This is a genomic window from Shinella sp. 838, from assembly GCF_029623935.1.
GTDB lineage: Bacteria > Pseudomonadota > Alphaproteobacteria > Rhizobiales > Rhizobiaceae > Shinella.
Genome location: NZ_JARSBQ010000035.1, coordinates 1 through 18,174, shown reverse-complemented (window position 1 = coordinate 18,174; position 18,174 = coordinate 1). Strand labels below are relative to the sequence as shown.

The window sequence follows — 18,174 nt, the reverse complement described above, 5'->3', positions numbered from 1 at the left end:
CGACATCGTCGATCATTGCTGCGATGCCTGGCGGAAGCTCGAAAGCCAGCCCTGGCGCATCATGTCGATCGGGCGCAGAGAATGGGCCTATGGGTTTTGATCAGTGAGGGGCCGTATTATGGCTGCCGAGAGCGCAGCCTACAATGTTTGCGAGTGGAATGGAGATGGCCTGACAGTTGATCGGCGTTCAGATAGCCCAGGCGTGGAAATGGTTCTTTGAAACCGTGTTGGTTATCGTGGCTCTGGACGTGCGGATATCCATCTTGGCTACGGCCTGACCGTAAGACCGAATACGTTGAAGCAGACTGCACGGGAAATCAAAAAACAACTTGCAAACAGGGCGGGCCATACGTTTCCACGCAGAACTGGGTCGGCTGGGCGCTCAGTCTGCGTGGAAACCATCTGCGGCATCATCTTTCAGAAAGATAGCAGAAAATGTTTCCGGAGCCTGTAGTCGTGCTCGAGCCCGTCTCCGGTTTTCGAGAAGGCACCGACACTTTACGCTCAATAATGACAGCGGCGATCAAGGACTCTTAGCGCCGCCTGTGCCTCGTCGATCGAGACGGGGCCGGGCGTTCCCTGCAGGTGCCGCAGCGACGGTTGCGAATCCACTTCGTAGAGGTCGGATGCCCAAGGCCGCGAGAATTGCCCTGCGATCATAGACCGAAAGGGCCGGCGCGCCGACAAGATCGATCGGTCGGCAGAGCCGAAATCCTGGAACCAGCACCAACGGCCCCATTGCCACTGCATCATGGGCAGCTCGTTCTATCTCGCTGTGTATGGCCACCTCCTCACTGGATATGCGGATCCCGATCACGCCGCAGGCGAGACGCGGCGATGGCGCTCGTGTCCGGCGCCATCAAATCATGTTTCTCGGCAAATGCCGCGAACAGGCCGCGGGCTGTCTCGGCCTCGATTTCGCCGCGCAGTGCCGCGCCGCAAGCCTTCAAGGCGACCGCATGGGCATTATCCCTCAACCTCACTGGCCATTCGCAAAGATAACGATACGCATCCGTTGCGCTTTGCACCTCGACCGGAAAGCCCAAGCCGACAAGGATGGTAACTGGTTCTTTGAACATGTCGGGTTTCATCGCTGTCTCCTTCCCAACCCGGAATGCCAATGGGCGCCACGAGGATGGCGCCCTGTCAATAAGCAAGCCTGATCAAGCCGCCTTCTGCGCTTCGATTTGAGCCGGAGTGACTGACGGTAAGGCAGGCGTGGTCTGGATCGAAATCTTCCTGGGCTTGAGGGCCTCCGGGATTTCATGAACAAGATCGATTGACAGTAGACCATTGCCGAGATCCGCGCCGTTCACCCTGACATGGTCGGCCAGCTCGAACCGGTGCTCGAACGGACGCCCGGCAATGCCGCGATGCAGGTAGGCATCGGCAGAAGCCTCCTGCTTCTTGCCGGCGACCGTCAGCAGGTTAGATTGGAAGGTGATGTCTAGATCGTCTTGGGCAAAGCCGGCGACCGCGATTGAGATCCGGTAACTGTCATCACCTGTCTTAACGATGTCATAGGGCGGCCAGTCGCTAATCGAGCGGGCGCGCTGGGCGTTTTCAAGAAGATTGAAGACGCGATCGAAGCCAACGCTCGAACGGAACAGCGGTGCATAGTCGTAAGATGTTGCCATAGCCATATCCTCCTTGAAGCAACATGGGTGCAGAAGCGCCGAAAGACGGCGCTTCCAGCAAACGCCAGCTCTATGTCCAGCAACTGGCGGAAAACGATTTGGTTTTTGAGAATTCTCGATTCAAGATCCCTGGCGCGAAAATTTCGCACCCTATAAGATCAGATGATTTTCAACTTCATCCGCTAGCATCTTTCCCGGGAAATGCCGCACCCTGCCCACACGCCGACAAGTCTACTTCATCGCCCCTTCAGTGAAGAGATCGACTGATAACCCGATGGGGATACGCAGCCTTAAACTGCGCCATCATCGCGCTGGCCTGCTGCAGCACACGCTCGGTCTTTTCAGGATTATCGCGAGCAAGTTCGTCGGCATTTACTCGCATTGCTTCTGCCATACTGGCGGACGCCATTGCGAACTTCCCTTCTTCGTAGACCAGCGCTTCTTTTGAAGCGGTCTCAAGCCACCGGGCAAAGTCCACGATGATCTCTTCGCGTTCATCGATCCCAACACTCTTGATGATATTGATATTCTCTTCCATGCAGGTGTTACTCCATACGCAATCGGCGCTCACACCGAGTTCGATGCCTCGGGCGGTCGATGAGCTAGGAAGCGGAAAAATCATATTCAAGAGTTCAATTGAGCTTGAACTCGCCCTCGACACGCCGCCATTCCTTCGGACCGATCAGCCGCTGGTGGGAATAACGGACTGAGTGGAGAGGCCCGTCTAGCTTCGCCTGCCAGAAATTGAGAAACCTGTGCATCTCCGGAAAATCGGGTGCGAGATCGTAGTCCTGCCAAACGTAGGTCTGCAGGACGGATTCAAAATCGGGAATGCGATAGAGGATATGTGCGGTGGTCAGTCCATAACCGTTGAGCTGACGCTCAAAATCCGATGAGAAGTGCATGCTTCATCTCCGTTTTATGACGATGCAAAGGTGACTGAAAATCTTGCAGTCATCAATGGTTTTCTGAAAGCGAGAATGCTGTTTATTGCGCCTTTCCAGCATGTTAGCAGCCGTCAACATTGAGTGCTGTTTTTCTTCTTCAGCCTCTTGAAATCGAAAAATGCCGAAAATAAATCTTGCCCGCGAACGCTCAATGAGGTTCGCACCCGCCCGGACTGGTCATCCGGTCCGGCCTGGGTCTTCAACGTCATCATTTTTGCTCAACGGAGGAAAACATGTCGTTCCGACCGCTTCATGATCGCATTCTCGTCCGCCGCGTCGAATCCCAGGAGAAGACCAAAGGCGGCATCATCATTCCCGATACGGCGAAAGAAAAGCCCTCTGAGGGCGAGGTCGTCGCCGTCGGTACTGGTGCTCGCAACGAGGCGGGCCAGATCCAGGCCCTCGACGTCAAGGCAGGCGATCGCATCCTATTCGGCAAATGGTCTGGCACCGAGATCAAGACCAACGGTGAAGAACTGCTGATCATGAAGGAAAGCGACGTTCTGGGCATCATCGAGGCCCAGGCTGAGCAGAGACAAGCCGCCTGAGGAGCTCTCCTTACAAATCAACCTATCAGTCAAATAGCTGCCTATTGAGGAGTTAGACAAATGGCTGCCAAAGAAGTCAAATTTAACACCGATGCCCGTGAACGCATGCTGCGTGGGGTCGATGTTCTTGCCAATGCGGTAAAGGTCACGCTCGGTCCGAAGGGCCGCAATGTCGTCATCGACAAATCCTTCGGCGCGCCGCGCATCACCAAGGACGGCGTTTCGGTTGCCAAGGAAATCGAACTGGAAGACAAGTTCGAGAACATGGGCGCCCAAATGCTGCGCGAGGTGGCCTCGAAGACCAACGATCTGGCCGGCGACGGTACCACCACTGCCACGGTCCTCGCCCAGGCGATCGTCAAGGAGGGTGCCAAGGCGGTCGCTTCCGGCATGAATCCGATGGACTTGAAGCGCGGCATCGATCTTGCCGTTGACGCCGTCGTCAAGGAACTGAAAACCAACGCCCGCAAGATCACCAGCAATTCCGAAATCGCTCAGGTCGGTACCATCTCGGCGAACGGTGATTCCGAGATCGGCCGCTATCTGGCAGAGGCGATGGAAAAGGTCGGCTACGAAGGCGTCATCACCGTCGAAGAGGCCAAGACTGCGGAGACCGAACTCGAAGTCGTCGAGGGCATGCAGTTCGACCGCGGCTACCTTTCGCCCTACTTCGTCACCAATCAGGACAAGATGCGCGTCGAGCTCGACGAGGCCTTTATCCTGATCCACGAAAAGAAGCTCTCGAACCTTCAGGCGATGCTGCCGGTTCTGGAAGCCGTCGTTCAGTCGAGCAAGCCTCTGCTCATCATCGCGGAAGACGTCGAAGGCGAGGCGCTCGCAACACTGGTCGTCAACAAGCTGCGCGGCGGCCTGAAGATTGCTGCCGTCAAGGCTCCGGGCTTCGGCGACCGCCGCAAGGCCATGCTGGAAGACATTGCGATCCTGACGGGCGGCACCGTCATCTCGGAAGACGTCGGTATCAAGCTTGAGAACGTGACACTCAACATGCTCGGCCGTGCCAAGAAGGTGGCGATCGAGAAGGAAAACACCACGATCATCGATGGCGTTGGCTCCAAGGCAGAGATTGATAGGCGCGTCGCACAAATCCGGGCGCAGATCGAGGAGACCACCTCCGACTACGACCGGGAGAAGCTGCAGGAACGGCTTGCCAAGCTTGCCGGGGGCGTTGCCGTCATCCGCGTCGGAGGCTCGACGGAAGTCGAGGTGAAGGAGAAGAAGGACCGCGTCGACGACGCGCTGCATGCAACGCGTGCCGCCGTCGAGGAAGGCATCCTGCCGGGCGGTGGTGTCGCGCTGCTTCGCGCCGTCAAGGGTCTCGACAATCTCCAGACGGCAAACCAGGATCAGAAGGTCGGGATCGAGATCGTCCGGCGCGCTATCGAAGCGCCGGTGCGCCAGATCGCCGAGAATGCTGGAGCCGAAGGTTCCGTCATCGTCGGCAAGCTTCGGGAGAAGAGTGAATTCTCCTACGGCTGGAACGCTCAAACTGGCGAGTACGCCGATCTCTACTCCCAGGGCGTCATCGATCCAGCCAAGGTCGTGCGCACAGCACTCCAGGATGCCGCCTCGGTTGCCGGCCTGCTGGTGACCACGGAAGCGATGATCGCCGAGAAGCCCAAGAAGGATGCCACATCAGGCCTCCCTGCCGGAGCCGGCATGGACTTCTAAGTAGCAATCGGTGAGGCCCGCCCCTTCCGCCGGGGCGGGCCTTCCGGAAAAATGACAATGACAGCACCCATTTCGAGCGATGATGCACGACTGTGGTTGGCGATATCGTAATGCGGGTACGCGGTGATATCGATCCGGATCAGTTGGCGGGCATTATCGGCGCGGTGCGCAAGGCATGATCGCTTCCGGCGTTGTGGTTTACGTGTCTTGCAAACCGGTGGACTTCCGCAAGGGAGCCGCATCGTTGATGGCATTAATGCGGGATGGCGGCCTCGGCCCGTTCAATGGCGCGCTTTACGTCTTCCGGTCGAAACGGGCGGACCGTGTGCCACGTTTTTTAACGGGATCGATCGCCTCCAATCAGCAGCCGGCAACTCCCCTCCGGTATCGATCGTAGCATGACCTGTTTCTACCGCGCACAGGCGGACCAAAGCGCGTGACCGTTTTTTAGGATTTCCACAGGGTTATCGCGCTTTTCAATTGTTGGGACTTTCCCATATAAGCCTGCGACACGTCGAGAAACGGCAATATGACCCTTATTCCCAACACACGCAGCGAGATGAACCAGCTAATCCAGGAGATCGACTGGAAGAAGACGCCCTTCGGCGCGGAAACAGACTGGCCGCAGGAACTGCGCATGGTGCTGAGTTTGTGTCTCAACACCGCCCTTCCGACGGCCCTTTACTGGGGGGACGACCTTCGCCTTCTGTACAATGACGCCTGGGCGCCGATTGCCGGGGAAAAGCATCCATGGGCCCTGGGCCGTCCAGCCCGCGAGGTCTGGGCCGATATTTGGCATGTGATTGAGCCCCAGCTCCTCGCCGTTCTGCAAACCGGCACGGGGTTTTCGGTTGCCGATCAGATGCTGCCCATGCAGCGCGGGGGCCGCATACAACAGACCCATTGGGATTACAGCTTCGCACCGATTTTCGGACAGAACGGCAAGGTCCTCGGCATATTCAACCAGGGCAACGAGACAACAGCGCGCCTGTCGGCGGAACGGGCGCTGCGCGCCAGTGAGGAGCGACTGGAATATGCGCTGGGCGCATCGGATACGGTGGGCACCTGGGACTGGGATATACCTAATGACCGGGTAATCGCCGATGCGCGCTTTGCCAAACTCTATGGCGTTCCGCGCGAAAAGGCCGGCGTCGGCGCACCGATCGCCGATTTCTTCAACGCCATTCATCCTGACGACCTTCCCCATGTGGAAAAGGCGATCGCGGCGACTTTGAAGGGCGGCGGTGTCTTCTCCCAGGAATACCGTCTCGTGCAGGCGGACGGTGCGCACAAATGGGTTATCGCCGAGGGACGGCCGACGCTAGCGCCTGACGGAACGCCCCTGCGCTTCCCCGGGATCAGCTTCGATATAACCGACCGAAAAAATGCGGAAGCCGCGCTCCGCGACAGCGAGGAGCGCTTCCGGGCAATCACGAACTCCATCGACCAGATGATCTGGTCTACGACCCCAGACGGATATCACGACTACTACAACCAGCGCTGGTACGATTTCACCGGCGTGCCTTCAGGCTCAACTGATGGCGAGGGCTGGGCCGCAATGTTCCACCCGGAGGATCAGGACCGCGCCTGGAGCGTCTGGCGGCATTGCCTGCAAACCGGAGAGCCCTATCACATCGAATATCGGCTCCGTCATCGAAGCGGAAAGTACCGCTGGGTGCTGGGGCGCGCGCAGCCTGTGCGCAGTGAGGACGGCGCAATCACCCGCTGGTTCGGTACCTGCACGGACATCCAGGACATCATCGACGCGCGTGAGGTTCTCGCCCGGTCGCGGGAAGAGCTTGAAAAGGAAGTGCAGGAGCGCACCGTCAAACTCTTGGAAGCCGAAGCACAGTTGCGACAGGCGCAAAAGATGGAGGCGGTCGGGCAACTCACCGGCGGCGTCGCGCACGACTTCAACAATATGCTTGCGGTCATTTTAGGCGCTATGAACCTCCTCGAAAGGCGCCTTGCGCGCGGCGAAACCGATCTCGCCCGTTATATTGACGCCGCCAAGGACGGTGCAAACCGGGCAGCCGCTCTCACCCAACGTCTACTAGCCTTTTCCCGACGTCAGCCACTCCAGCCCGAAATCATCGAACCCAACCGCATGGTCGCCGACATGCGCGAGCTGCTGACAAGGGCGCTCGGCGAGCAGGTTCAGGTCGAAACCGTGCTGGCCGCGGGCCTATGGCGCATAAATGCAGATGTCAGCCAACTTGAGAACGCGGTCCTCAATCTCGCGGTCAACGGCCGAGATGCCATGCCGAACGGCGGCCGGCTCACCGTCGAAACCGCGAACACATTCGTCTCCGAGGACTATGCCCAAGAACACACGATATCGCCGGGCCAATATGTGATGATTGCGGTCACCGACACCGGCACGGGAATGAGCGGCGACACTCTCGCAAAGGCCTTCGATCCCTTCTTCACAACAAAGGAAGTCGGCAAGGGGTCCGGGCTCGGCCTGAGCCAGGTTTTTGGCTTCGTGCGCCAGTCCGGCGGACACGTGAAGATCTATTCCGAGCCAGGCCACGGAACCACCGTAAAACTGTACCTACCCCGTCATTACGGCGAGACAGAAACCAGAGAGATATCGCCGCAGAATGCTGACCCTGCGCGCGGCGTCCGTGGCGAACTCATATTGGTGGTGGAGGATGACGAGCGGGTGCGCAATTTCTCCGTCGAGGCGCTGCGTGAACTCGGTTATTCGGTGGCGGAAGCCGCTAGCGGCGCGGCAGCACTCGCCTTGTTGGGAGAAGGCCTGAAGCCCGCCCTCCTTTTTACAGATATTGTGATGCCTGAGATGACGGGCCGTGAACTCGCCACCCTTGCGTCGGAGAAGTTGGGGGAACTGAAGGTCCTTTATACAACCGGCTACACCCGAAACGCCGTCGTTCACAACGGTATACTGAACGCCGGAACTCACCTGCTTCAAAAGCCCTTCAGTCTGGAGCAGCTAGCCGAGAAGGTTCGGCGTGTAATCGATGGCTAATCGGCGCTCGCTTTGAAGTCAGGAGACGGTAGCCCGCCTGTCTCGACGCATCACAAGGCGAAATCGAAGACAGCATTCGCGGCCTGGGCGGCGCATTCGATGTCGAAGTCTTCAACATCGTCCAGTTGACGAAGAAAGGTCTGCCAGCACGACATGTCGCGCATCATGACCGCTAGGTGCCGTGCGCCGAAACCATCGATCATTCCAAGCGCGGTGGCTCGGGATCTCAAAACGCGCGCGCCGAGAGTTGATCCCTCGAGAACATTGACCGCACCCAACAAACCACTTTGGTCGTCAAACAGCACATCCGACGTTTCGTCGCTGTTAGCCGGAGCCCCAGATCTTTCGCGACCTGCGCGATCGAATCGGACACAGCGGTCGGACGCCAGGACCAATCCCGTGGCCAGACGACATCGTGCAAGACACGATCCATCGCGAAGCGAAATCTGCCGAGGAAGGTCCCATAGCGCCGATACGCCGCAAGGTTCTCAAATGCGCCTATCGCGGCTTCGAGCTTCTCATGGTCGGCTCGGGTTCGATCCCGAAGCGCAAACCGCCTTCACTGTGTCCCATGTATTCCCATCACATAAAGGGGATCGTCGCAGGACCTGCGCGAGGGAAGATCCTTTCACTCTGGGGACGTGGTATCAGACTGGTGGGCAGGAAGCATCGAGAACTTCAGGAGAATCTGAAGGCGCACGCAATCAAGCGCCCTGCAGGATTCGGAATATTCGATCGGATTCGCCCTCGACGGACCATGGCCGCATATTTCCTCCCAAGGTTTCGCCAACGGCCAGACCCGCCTGAATGGCATCCTCGTGGAAGCCGGAACCGAAATAGGATCCGCAGAACCACGTATTGGCTTCACCCTGAAGCGACCATAGTTGCTTTTGCGCAGCAAGCGTTGCGGCGTTGAAGAGAGGATGCTGGTAAAGTCCACGCCAGATCACCTTGTCTTCGGCAGGAGCGTGCAAGGGGCTAAGCGTGACGAAACAGGGACGAGGATCGGAAATCCCCTGCAGCCGGTTCATCCAGTAGGTGACGCAGGGCTTGCCCACCGCCGTGCGGTCACGTCCGGATTGCGCGAGGTAATTCCAGCTTGCCCAGACACGCCTGCGGCTTGGCATCAAGGTTTCATCGCGGTGAAGGACCGTCTCGTTGTCGCCATAGGTGAACGCGCTCAGCAGCTCGGCTTCGCGTGGCGAGCGGTCGGCAAGCATCGCCAGCGCCTGGTCGGCATGGGCGCCGATCACGACGTGATCGAACCATTCGGCCTCGGCGCCGCCCACGGAAATCTCAACCGCGCCGTTGACGCGGCGGATTGACTTCACCGACGCATTTATCCGGATCCTGTCGCGGAATGGCGCCGTAAGACGCTCGACATAGGCGCGGCTTCCGCCATCAACCGTTCGCCAGATTGGTCGGCGCATGAATTTCAGCAAGCCGTGGTTCTCGCAGAAGCGCACGAAGGAAAGCGCCGGATAATTGCCGATCTCAAGTGCCGGTGTCGACCAGATCGCAGCAGCCATCGGATAAAGGTGGTCTTCGCGAAACGCCCGCCCGAAGCCGGCGCTATCGAGATAGTCGTTGAGGCTAGCGGAAGGATCGAGATCGCGCACGCCGTTTGGCGCCTGACGGTAGAAACGCACGAGGTCTCGCAGCATCGACCAGAAGCGCGGGCTGGCAAGGTTGCTGCGCTGCGCGAAAAGTCCGGCAAGGTTCGTGCCAGCATATTCCAGCTTACCACCGTCCATCGACACGGCGAAAGACATGTCCGAGGCCCTGGTTGGTACGTCGAGATGCGCAAACAGGGCCGTGAGGTTTGGATAGGTCGCTTCGTTATAGACGATGAAGCCGGTATCGACTGGAGCGCCACCTGCATCCACGGTGTGAGAGTGGCCGCCGATACGGTTGTCCGCCTCGAAAACCGTCACATCGTGACGCTGCGACAACAACCAGGCCGCTGAAAGACCGGCGATGCCTGTGCCGACGACCGCGATTTTGAGTGGCCGATCCGATTGAGGAAAATGGCGCATGACGATCCTTTTGCGGCTTTCGAACTCTGGACAACTATCTGTATCCTTTACGAGCGTAGGAATCTGACGGATCACTGCGAAGGACCGATTTCGTGGCGTGTGATCCGCTGACGAAAATGCCGCGTAGAAGGACGCATGAATGAAGTTTCGAGCCCGATACAGATTGATCGCAAACCAGGTGCGCCGACAGGCCGGCGGCTTGCCGTGGTGAGTTCAAGGGACACACAACAGCCCCCCTCGCCCGGTGCACTTGTTGAGTTGATGCTGAAGGTCGCGCAAGATCGGGATCGTCAGGCTTTCGCCCTTCTTTTCCGCTACTTCGGGCCGAAGCTGAAGACCTTCTTCCTGCGCTGGACAATGTCGTCCGCAGCCGCGGAGGATCTCGTTCAGGAGACAATGCTGACCGTCTGGCGCAAGGCATCGTATTTTGATGCCGAACGCGCCGGGGTCGCGACCTGGATCTTCACGGTCGCGCGCAACATTCGCATTGATCACTTGCGACGGCAGAAGGACCCCTCGGCTCTGCCGCCAGATCCTGAAAACGCAGCCGATACGGTCGAGGACGGAATGCTCGGCGCCGAGCGGGATGCGGCGGTGCGCGACGCGCTAACCGCGCTCTCGCCCGAGCAACAGACGATCATCCGCCTCTCGTATTTCAGCGAGAAATCGCAGACTGAAATCGCCGATGAGCTGGGCATCCCGCTCGGCACCGTGAAATCTAGAACACGCCTGGCCATGAACCGGCTTCGCGGGCTGCTGGAAGACAAATCATGACCACCACACATCACGCAACCGACGAGACCCTGATGCGCTACGCCGCCGGCACGCTTGCCCCCGCGCCCGCCATCGTCGTCAGGGCGCATTTGGCAAGCTGCCCGGCCTGTCGCGCCCGCGTCGGCGAATATGAAGCGCTGGGGGGCGCGCTTCTGGAAGAAACGGAAGCGACGCAAATGTCGGCAACCGCATTGAGCGACGTACTTGCCATGCTGGACGATGAGGACGCCGCCGCCCCCTTCACACCGCCGCCGCGGGCGCCGGTGGAGATTGATGGCATTCGCCTGCCGGACGCTTTGCGCGGCTGCGATATCGGGCGCTGGCGCTGGATCGGCCCTGGTATGAAGATGAGCCGGGTCGGCGTGCCACAGGATCCCGATGCCAATCTTATCCTACTCAAGGTTGGCCCCGGCCGCGCCCTTCCAGACCACGGACATGTCGGCACCGAGTTCACCTATATCGTATCGGGTTCATACACCGATCGTTTCGGAACATTCGGTCCAGGTGATCTCGCGGAAATGGACGAAGACGTTGATCATCAACCGGTCGTCGATAATGGCGATGATTGTATTTGCCTTGCCGCTATGGAGGGTAAAATGCGCTTCAACAGTGTCATCGGCCGCATGCTGCAGCCGATCTTCGGGATTTGAACCATGCCTGCGGTGGCGCTCTTCCTTTTTCTGGCCGCTGCTATCTCGCTGGGCATGGCAGCCGTTTGGCTCGCGGTCGTGAAGGGGGCGGGATCCGGCTGGGTCGATACCGTCTGGTCCTTTCTCGTGGGCGGGGCGGGTGTGGCTGCCGCGCTTGTTCCGGTTTCGGACTGGCAGAGCGATGGGCAGCGACGGCTTCTCATGGCAGCGGTGGCCGCGCTCTGGTCTTGTCGTCTCGGCCTGCATATCCTGCGGCGCACGCTCAAAGGCGGTGCGGATCCTCGATACACGAAACTTCAGGAGGAATGGGGCGAGCGCTGGCGCGGGCGTCTCTTCCTGTTTCTGCAAATCCAGGCCGCCGCCGCGCTTCTCCTGACCACCACGATCTTCACCGCAGCACGCAACCCGGCCATGGGCTGGCAGTGGAGCGATATTGCCGGCATCGCGATCATCGTCATCGCCGTCGTCGGGGAAGGCATTGCCGATGCGCAGCTGGCACGGTTTCGCAGCGACGACACCAATGGGGGCAAGGTCTGCGATGTCGGTCTTTGGGGCCTGTCGCGACATCCCAACTATTTCTTCCAGTGGCTCGGATGGGTTGGTTATGCAGTCGTGGCTATCGGCCCTGCCGGCGACTGGGGCTGGGGCTGGCTGGCGCTTGCAGGCCCTGCCCTGATGTACTGGCTGCTGGTGCACGTTTCAGGGATTCCGCCGCTTGAGGCGCACATGATGCGTTCACGTGGCGCTGCCTTCACCGCCTATGCCAGGCGCGTCAACGCCTTCTGGCCGGGCGCGCAAAAACGGGAGCAGACCACATGAACCTTGCCGAGACCGCCATCACCGCCGCCGAGCGGCTGCCGTTACCCGATCATGCCCTGCGGTTCGGCATCAGCCGGCTCGTTGGCCGCACGCGCCGACTGCTGGCGGAGGGGATCGGTCCGACGGACCAGGACTTTGCGCGTTCCATGAGCGAATGGCCCATCGCCGTGCACACGGATGACGCCAATGCCCAGCACTATGAGCTTCCCGCGGCATTCTTCTCGCTGGTGCTCGGCCCGCGCCGTAAATATTCATCCTGCCTCTATGCCTCGCCCGCCACGACGCTCGCAGAGGCGGAAATCGCGGCTCTGGAGGAGACGTGCCTTCACGCGGACCTCGCAGACGGGCAGGATATTCTCGAGCTCGGCTGCGGATGGGGATCCCTCTCGCTGTTCATGGCAGAGCGCTTTCCGTCCGGTCGCATCGTCTCCGTTTCGAATTCATCCTCGCAGCGGACCTATATCGAGGCGGAAGCCAAACGCCGCGGCCTTCGCAATCTGACCGTGATCACCGCGGACATGAACACATTCTCACCGGACGGCACCTTCGACCGCATCGTGTCGGTGGAAATGTTCGAACACATGTCCAACTGGCATTGCCTGCTCCAGCGTGCACGCAGCTGGATCCGAGACGACGGGCGGCTTTTCCTGCATGTCTTCTCGCATCGCAAGACGGCCTATCGCTTCGACCATGCAGACAAGGCGGACTGGATTGCGCAGTATTTCTTTACCGGCGGCGTCATGCCCAGCCATGGACTGGTTCGCGCGTTCGACGACAGTTTCACCGTCGAACGGGACTGGCGTTGGAACGGCAAGCACTACGAGCGCACCGCGCTGGACTGGCTCGACAATTTCGACCGAAACCGTGACGCGGTCCGCGCCATCTTCGAGGCAACCTACGGCAAGGACGCATCCGTCTGGATGCGGCGCTGGCGAATGTTTTTCCTCGCCACGGCCGGGCTCTTCGGCCATGCCGGTGGAGAAGAATGGGGCGTAAGCCACTATCGCCTCAGCCCCGTCGGCGCGGGCCGGTGATCTTCTTTCTGAAACACCTCACCGCGATGGTGCGGGCCTACGCACACCATCGCGACCCGCGTGTCGCTGCGGCGAACGTGATTTCCTTGCTGGTCGCGTCGAATCAGCCCTTTTACCCGCTCTATCTCTTCTGGTTGGTGAGTGCCGACATCACCGCCGCCTGGTTCACGTTCCTGTCGACACCGTTCTTTCTCGCCGTGCCGGCCGTGGCGCGCCGGAATGACGTGGCAGGGCGGGCTCTGCTGCCGCTGACGGGGATCGGCAATACCGTGCTTTCGGCGTGGCTCTTCGGCACCGCCTCGGCAGTCGAAATCTTCCTCGTTCCGTGCGGGATAATCGCGCTTCTGCTGTTTCGCCCGCGGGAACGTGTCGTCGCCCTCGCGATTACCGCGCTCGCCTTCGGCGTTTTCCTTCTATTGCACGATGTCTATGCTCTCCCGCTCACGCAGTACAATGCGGCGCAATACGCCGCCCTGGCGCGGTTAAACGTAATGAGCGCCGGCATGCTCACCGCCTTCGTCGCCATACTGTTCTCAGGGATTCTGGCTGAGGCGGAACGGTCAGCCGATACGGCTCGCCACGAGAAAGCCGGCTGAGGCGCCGGTCGCCGTGACGAAGGCTCCCCAAGGAATGTCGGCGAGCGTAACGGAAAGCGGCCAGTCCTTAAGCGTCGCCTGGTTGGTGAGGTCATACGTCGCGTAGGCCACCAGGCCGAGGATCGCACCATTCAGCGCAGCCTTGCCGAGTCCTCCCCCGTCGAGCGCGGGCATCACGGCGAAAAATACGATGCCGGCAACGTAAATCAGATAGAAGACAACGGCCGGCGCCAGATGAAACTGCGGCGCCAGTTTGTCGCCCAAGAGCGGCCTATAAAGCATATCGGCCATCGTCGAAAGCCAGATGGCATCGACGATCAGAAAGGCGATGCCCGTCGCCAGATAGGCGATGACGATGGTTTTCATACCGATGTCTCCCATTACGTTCGTCGACATTTCTACGCCTTCGTCGCTCTGGCGGATCACCTCGGGTGAACCGATCCGCCCGCGCGTGCGTATTCAAGGAAAAGCAACGAGGATGGACCGATGAGGATAGCCGTTCTGACTGCATTTTCCGCCCTGATGCTGACTGCCGCGGCATCCCACGCGCAGCAATCGGCCGATCCGAGCGGTGTGTGGCTGCGCGATGACGGGAATGCGCGCGTGCGCATCGCGCCATGCGGACGCAATATCTGTGCCACCAATCTCTGGATCAAGGATACCAGCAAGGGCGAAAAAGCCGGCGACCGCCTGATCATGTCGCTTCAACCCAAATCGCCGGATACATTATCAGGAACTGCCTTTGATGAGAAACGCGAGCGGACCTATTCGATCACGGTGCAGGTTTCCGACAATTCGCTTCTAACGCGTGGCTGTATTCTCGGCGGCGTGCTTTGCAAGAACGTGCGTTGGCAGCCAGCCCGATGATGAACGGAAAAAGCAAGGCATGAAGCAGATTCGGGTCAACAGCATGGCTGACAACGGCCCGCCGCCCTCTGCGGCCGGCACGCTTTACCCCGGAAAGGTGATGCATCAGAGGCTCCATCCCTTCGGCCATCGCTTCAGCTATAGTGTCTTTTCCCTTCTGGTCGATGTCGACCGGCTTGTCGATCTTGCCGGACTGACCCGCCTCCTTGCCGTCAACCGCGCGGGAATCCTGTCGTTCCACGAACGCGATCACATCGAAGAGAACGGTGAGACGCTGCGACAGTTCGCCGACCGCCTGCTGGCGCGCGCCGGTCTCGAAAGGCCCGCGGCCCGTATCCTGCTGCTCGCCTACCCGCGCATGTTCGGTTATGTCTTCAACCCGCTCTCGACCTATTTCGCCTATGATGACGAAGACCGGCTGATTGCCATCATCTATGCAGTCAGGAACACCTTCGGCGAACGCCACAGCTACGTGGCACCGGTCCTTGCGGGCGACATCAGCGCCGCCGGCATTCGGCAGACGCGAACGAAGGTCTTTCATGTTTCCCCCTTCATGGACATGGGGCTGCGCTACCACTTCCGCATCCTCCCGCCCGGCCGGACTGTCCGGCTGCGAATTCATGAAACCGCAGGCAAAGAGCCGGTCATGGCCGCCACGTTCAATGCGAACGCGGCGCCCCTGACGGACGGCATGCTGGCGCGCTGCCTGGTCCGTTTCCCCTTCATGACGATGAAGGTGATGGCCGGTATCCATTGGGAAGCCTTCAAGCTTTGGCTGAAAGGCGCACGCTTCCGCACAAGTCCGCCACCGCCGGAAACGGCAAGTTACACAGACACGGTGTGAAACGGCTTTGAGCGCACGGCGTCCGAAGCGCCCGCACCTATAATTTTATCGATTTTTTCAGGAAGACATCGTGGTCGCATTAGCAAGAATATTCAGGCGTGGTCTTGGCGAAAACAGAGCGAGGATCGGACTTTTCGCGCGCGCAATGAACGCCGTCATCGCATCTGTCGATATCGGGAAAATCACAGTTGTCCTGCCCTCAGGCGAACGTAGTGAACATATCGGCACACGTCCGGGGCCTTCGGCGGCGATCAATATTCACAGATGGCGGGCCGTCCGCCGGCTCGCGACAGGCGGTGATCTCGGCTTCGCGGAAGCCTATATCGATGGGGACTGGTCGACGCCAGACCTGGAAGCCTGCCTGGAATTGGCCGCACGCAACATCGATATGCTTGACGGAAAGATTTCAGGCCACCTAGCGGTCAGGCTGCTGCACCGGTTCCGCCATGCGCTGCGCGCGAACAACAAGACCGGCAGCCGGAAGAACATCGCCTATCATTACGACCTCGGCAATGCCTTCTACAGGGAGTGGCTCGACCCGAGCATGACCTATTCCTCAGCGCTCTACACGGAACCGGCCCTCAGCCTGGAGGAGGCCCAAAGGGCAAAGATAGAGCGGGTCAAACAGCTCCTGTCGATCAAGGGAGGCGAGCAAATTCTGGAGATCGGTTTCGGTTGGGGCGCACTCGCAGCAAGTCTCGCACATGCGGGCGCCACGGTGGATGGTGTAACGCTATCCTCAGCGCAACTGGACCATGCGACGGAGTGCATCCGGGCCAACGGCCTGCAGGAAGCGGTCCGCCTGCAGTTGAAAGACTATAGGGATGTCACGGGAAGCTTTGACCGGATCGTGTCCATCGAGATGCTGGAAGCGGTTGGAGAGGCCTATTGGCCGCTGTTTTTCAAGACTCTGCAGCAAAGGCTTCGCGCGGGCGGACGCGCCGTGCTTCAGGTCATCACGATCGACGAGAGCCGTTTTGCCGCATATCGAGGCGGGGCAGATTTCATTCAGCGACATGTCTTCCCTGGCGGCATGCTTCCGACCAAAGGCATAATTCAGGAGCAGGCCGCGCGCGCAGGACTTCAATTGGTGCAATCCGAGTATTTTGGATTGGATTATGCTCGAACGCTCCTCGAATGGCGGCGACGCTTCCATGCTGCTTGGCCCAGGATTAGCGCATTAGGTTACTCCGAACAGTTCCACCGGTTGTGGGACTATTATCTTTGTTACTGCGCGTCTGGTTTTAAGGCCGGAACCATAGATGTCGGCCTGTATGTACTCCAACGGCCTGCCGACCCAACTCGTTCGAGGCGGGAAACTGCCGCGTTTCTCCCCGTGCTTCCTGGTAACTGAAATCGGCATCACAAAGAATGCGAATGACATCTGCAAAAATCGAACACAGCCATCCGCCCGTCAAACACGGCAAGGTCGGCGTCCTGCTCGTCAATCTTGGCACGCCAGATGGCACCGACTACACCTCGATGCGCCGCTACCTGAAGGAATTCCTGATGGACAAGCGTGTCATCGAGTGGCCGAGGATCGCCTGGTATCCCATCCTCTTCGGCATCGTGCTCAACACCCGCCCCGGCAAGGTGGGCAAGGCCTATGAGACGATCTGGAACAAGGAAAAGAACGAGAGCTTCCTGCGCACCTATACCCGCAGCCAGGCCGAACTGATGGCCGGAGCCCTCAAGGACCATGCCAACGTCATCGTAGACTGGGCCATGCGCTACGGCCAGCCGTCTATCGCATCGCGCATGGACGCGCTGCAGAAGGCTGGCTGCGAACGCATCCTCGTCTTCCCGCTTTATCCGCAATATGCCGCCGCCACCACGGCCACCGTCAACGACAAGGCCTTCGAGACGCTGCTGAAGATGCGCTGGCAGCCGGCGCTGCGCACCGTGCCGCCCTATCACGACGACCCGACCTATATCGACGCGCTCGCCGTCTCCATCGAAAAACATCTCGCAACGCTCGACTGGGAACCGGAAAAGGTACTTACCTCCTTCCACGGCATTCCGAAGAGCTATTTCGAGAAGGGCGACCCTTACTATTGCCAATGCCAGAAGACCGCACGCCTGCTGCGCGAACGCTTGGGCTGGTCGAGCGACAGGCTGGTCGTCACCTTCCAGTCCCGCTTCGGGCCGGAGGAATGGTTGCAGCCCTATACCGACAAGACAGTTGAAAAGCTGGCACACGAAGGTGTCAAGCGTATCGCCGTGCTTAATCCGGGGTTCGTTTCCGACTGCCTGGAAACACTGGAAGAGATCGCAGAGGAGGCTGCCGAAAGCTTCCTGCACAACGGCGGCGAGAAGTTCGCGCACATCCCCTGCCTGAACGATTCGCCGGAAGGCATGAAAGTGCTGGAGAAGATCGTTAGGCGGGAGCTTTCCGGTTGGGTGAACCCCAAGGCGCCGTAGTAGGTCTTACGATACTGCCTGCTGGGAATTCCTCTTGAATAGACCCAGTATCGCTCTGCTTCTTTCGGTCTAAGCGGCAAGACGGACGTAAACGATCGCGTGCCCATCACGGCCCCGACACGAAAATTTGCTCGCTGTAGTCGTCTCTTGATTTCAAACTCTGCGGCTGAGGAATTAGCAAACATGCACGAACAACAAGGGTAATACGGCCCCTCACTGATCAAAACCCATAGGCCCATTCTCTGCGCCCGATCGACATGATGCGCCAGGGCTGGCTTTCGAGCTTCCGCCAGGCATCGCAGCAATGATCGACGATGTCG

General features: G+C 59.5%; 20 protein-coding genes. 13 read left to right on the top strand and 7 right to left on the bottom strand.

Translation table 11 applies throughout. From position 1 onward, the window contains the following. Positions 1-791: 791 nt before the first annotated feature. The 4 genes from P9A16_RS34940 to P9A16_RS34925 all read right to left on the bottom strand — a co-directional run bounded on the left by P9A16_RS34940 (position 792) and on the right by P9A16_RS34925 (position 2,542). Positions 792-1,091, bottom strand: a complete 300-nt coding sequence (locus P9A16_RS34940; protein ID WP_130520265.1) for a DUF982 domain-containing protein — start codon at positions 1,089-1,091, stop codon at positions 792-794. Between the two features lie 72 nt (positions 1,092-1,163). Beyond that, complete coding sequence (locus tag P9A16_RS34935) at positions 1,164-1,637, bottom strand: Hsp20 family protein (RefSeq protein ID WP_024271496.1); 474 nt, start codon at positions 1,635-1,637, stop codon at positions 1,164-1,166. A 247-nt stretch (positions 1,638-1,884) separates the two neighbouring features. Further along, the gene (locus P9A16_RS34930; RefSeq protein ID WP_130520263.1) at positions 1,885-2,175 is read right to left on the bottom strand and encodes a hypothetical protein; all 291 of its coding nucleotides are present in this window, start codon (positions 2,173-2,175) and stop codon (positions 1,885-1,887) included. A 94-nt stretch (positions 2,176-2,269) separates the two neighbouring features. Further along, positions 2,270-2,542, bottom strand: coding sequence for an usg protein (locus P9A16_RS34925; protein ID WP_130520261.1), 273 nt, complete (start codon positions 2,540-2,542; stop codon positions 2,270-2,272). A gap of 275 nt (positions 2,543-2,817) precedes the next feature. On the opposite strand from P9A16_RS34925, the gene P9A16_RS34920 reads away from it, so the two are divergent. The 4 genes from P9A16_RS34920 to P9A16_RS34910 all read left to right on the top strand — a co-directional run bounded on the left by P9A16_RS34920 (position 2,818) and on the right by P9A16_RS34910 (position 7,813). Further along, positions 2,818-3,132 carry a co-chaperone GroES gene (locus P9A16_RS34920; RefSeq protein WP_130520259.1) on the top strand — a complete coding sequence of 105 codons (315 nt, stop codon included), beginning with the start codon at positions 2,818-2,820 and terminating at the stop codon, positions 3,130-3,132. 60 nt (positions 3,133-3,192) lie between these two features. Further along, positions 3,193-4,821, top strand: coding sequence for a chaperonin GroEL (gene groL / locus P9A16_RS34915; protein WP_278026540.1), 1,629 nt, complete (start codon positions 3,193-3,195; stop codon positions 4,819-4,821). A 175-nt stretch (positions 4,822-4,996) separates the two neighbouring features. After that, a complete protein-coding gene (gene tnpB, locus P9A16_RS35900; protein WP_081870766.1) occupies positions 4,997-5,218 on the top strand; it encodes an IS66 family insertion sequence element accessory protein TnpB in 222 nt (73 codons plus the stop codon). Between the two features lie 132 nt (positions 5,219-5,350). After that, positions 5,351-7,813 (top strand): PAS domain-containing protein, encoded by a 2,463-nt coding sequence (locus P9A16_RS34910; protein WP_278026539.1) that lies wholly within the window; start codon positions 5,351-5,353, stop codon positions 7,811-7,813. A 50-nt stretch (positions 7,814-7,863) separates the two neighbouring features. Here P9A16_RS34910 and P9A16_RS34905 read toward each other — a convergent pair whose 3' ends face one another. Together P9A16_RS34905 and P9A16_RS34900 are read right to left on the bottom strand one after the other, a co-directional pair. Next, positions 7,864-8,118, bottom strand: coding sequence for a hypothetical protein (locus tag P9A16_RS34905; RefSeq protein WP_130520255.1), 255 nt, complete (start codon positions 8,116-8,118; stop codon positions 7,864-7,866). 399 nt (positions 8,119-8,517) lie between these two features. Then, on the bottom strand, positions 8,518-9,849 hold the full coding sequence (locus P9A16_RS34900; RefSeq protein WP_130520253.1) for an NAD(P)/FAD-dependent oxidoreductase: 1,332 nt from the start codon (positions 9,847-9,849) through the stop codon (positions 8,518-8,520). A 135-nt stretch (positions 9,850-9,984) separates the two neighbouring features. Here P9A16_RS34900 and P9A16_RS34895 point away from each other — a divergent pair, with 135 nt between their 5' ends. The 5 genes from P9A16_RS34895 to P9A16_RS34875 are packed head-to-tail and all read left to right on the top strand — an operon-like array spanning position 9,985 to position 13,722. Further along, positions 9,985-10,623 (top strand): sigma-70 family RNA polymerase sigma factor, encoded by a 639-nt coding sequence (locus P9A16_RS34895; protein WP_130520252.1) that lies wholly within the window; start codon positions 9,985-9,987, stop codon positions 10,621-10,623. Further along, the gene (locus P9A16_RS34890) at positions 10,620-11,273 is read left to right on the top strand and encodes a ChrR family anti-sigma-E factor (RefSeq protein WP_272790546.1); all 654 of its coding nucleotides are present in this window, start codon (positions 10,620-10,622) and stop codon (positions 11,271-11,273) included. The genes P9A16_RS34895 and P9A16_RS34890 overlap by 4 nt, the downstream gene beginning before the upstream one ends. Positions 11,274-11,276: 3 nt before the next feature. Beyond that, complete coding sequence (locus P9A16_RS34885; protein ID WP_272790545.1) at positions 11,277-12,092, top strand: DUF1295 domain-containing protein; 816 nt, start codon at positions 11,277-11,279, stop codon at positions 12,090-12,092. After that, complete coding sequence (locus P9A16_RS34880; protein WP_278026538.1) at positions 12,089-13,126, top strand: SAM-dependent methyltransferase; 1,038 nt, start codon at positions 12,089-12,091, stop codon at positions 13,124-13,126. Before P9A16_RS34885 ends, P9A16_RS34880 begins: the two co-directional genes overlap by 4 nt. Continuing rightward, positions 13,123-13,722 (top strand): hypothetical protein, encoded by a 600-nt coding sequence (locus P9A16_RS34875; RefSeq protein WP_245462384.1) that lies wholly within the window; start codon positions 13,123-13,125, stop codon positions 13,720-13,722. The genes P9A16_RS34880 and P9A16_RS34875 overlap by 4 nt, the downstream gene beginning before the upstream one ends. On the opposite strand, the gene P9A16_RS34870 is transcribed toward P9A16_RS34875, so the two are convergent. Then, entirely contained in the window at positions 13,687-14,088 is a 402-nt protein-coding gene (locus tag P9A16_RS34870; RefSeq protein WP_130520244.1) for a DUF2177 family protein, read from the bottom strand. The two genes, P9A16_RS34875 and P9A16_RS34870, sit on opposite strands and share 36 nt — an antisense overlap. A 120-nt stretch (positions 14,089-14,208) precedes the next feature. Here P9A16_RS34870 and P9A16_RS34865 point away from each other — a divergent pair, with 120 nt between their 5' ends. The 4 genes from P9A16_RS34865 (at position 14,209) to hemH (ending at position 17,854) form a co-directional block, all read left to right on the top strand. After that, entirely contained in the window at positions 14,209-14,589 is a 381-nt protein-coding gene (locus P9A16_RS34865) for a DUF2147 domain-containing protein (RefSeq protein ID WP_130520243.1), read from the top strand. Between the two features lie 19 nt (positions 14,590-14,608). Further along, positions 14,609-15,433, top strand: coding sequence for a DUF1365 domain-containing protein (locus tag P9A16_RS34860; RefSeq protein WP_278026537.1), 825 nt, complete (start codon positions 14,609-14,611; stop codon positions 15,431-15,433). A gap of 70 nt (positions 15,434-15,503) precedes the next feature. Next, on the top strand, positions 15,504-16,787 hold the full coding sequence (locus P9A16_RS34855) for an SAM-dependent methyltransferase (protein WP_278026536.1): 1,284 nt from the start codon (positions 15,504-15,506) through the stop codon (positions 16,785-16,787). A 23-nt stretch (positions 16,788-16,810) separates the two neighbouring features. After that, positions 16,811-17,854: a ferrochelatase gene (hemH, locus tag P9A16_RS34850; protein WP_130520237.1), complete on the top strand. Its 1,044-nt coding sequence runs from the start codon at positions 16,811-16,813 to the stop codon at positions 17,852-17,854. The last annotated feature ends 320 nt before the right edge of the window (positions 17,855-18,174 follow it).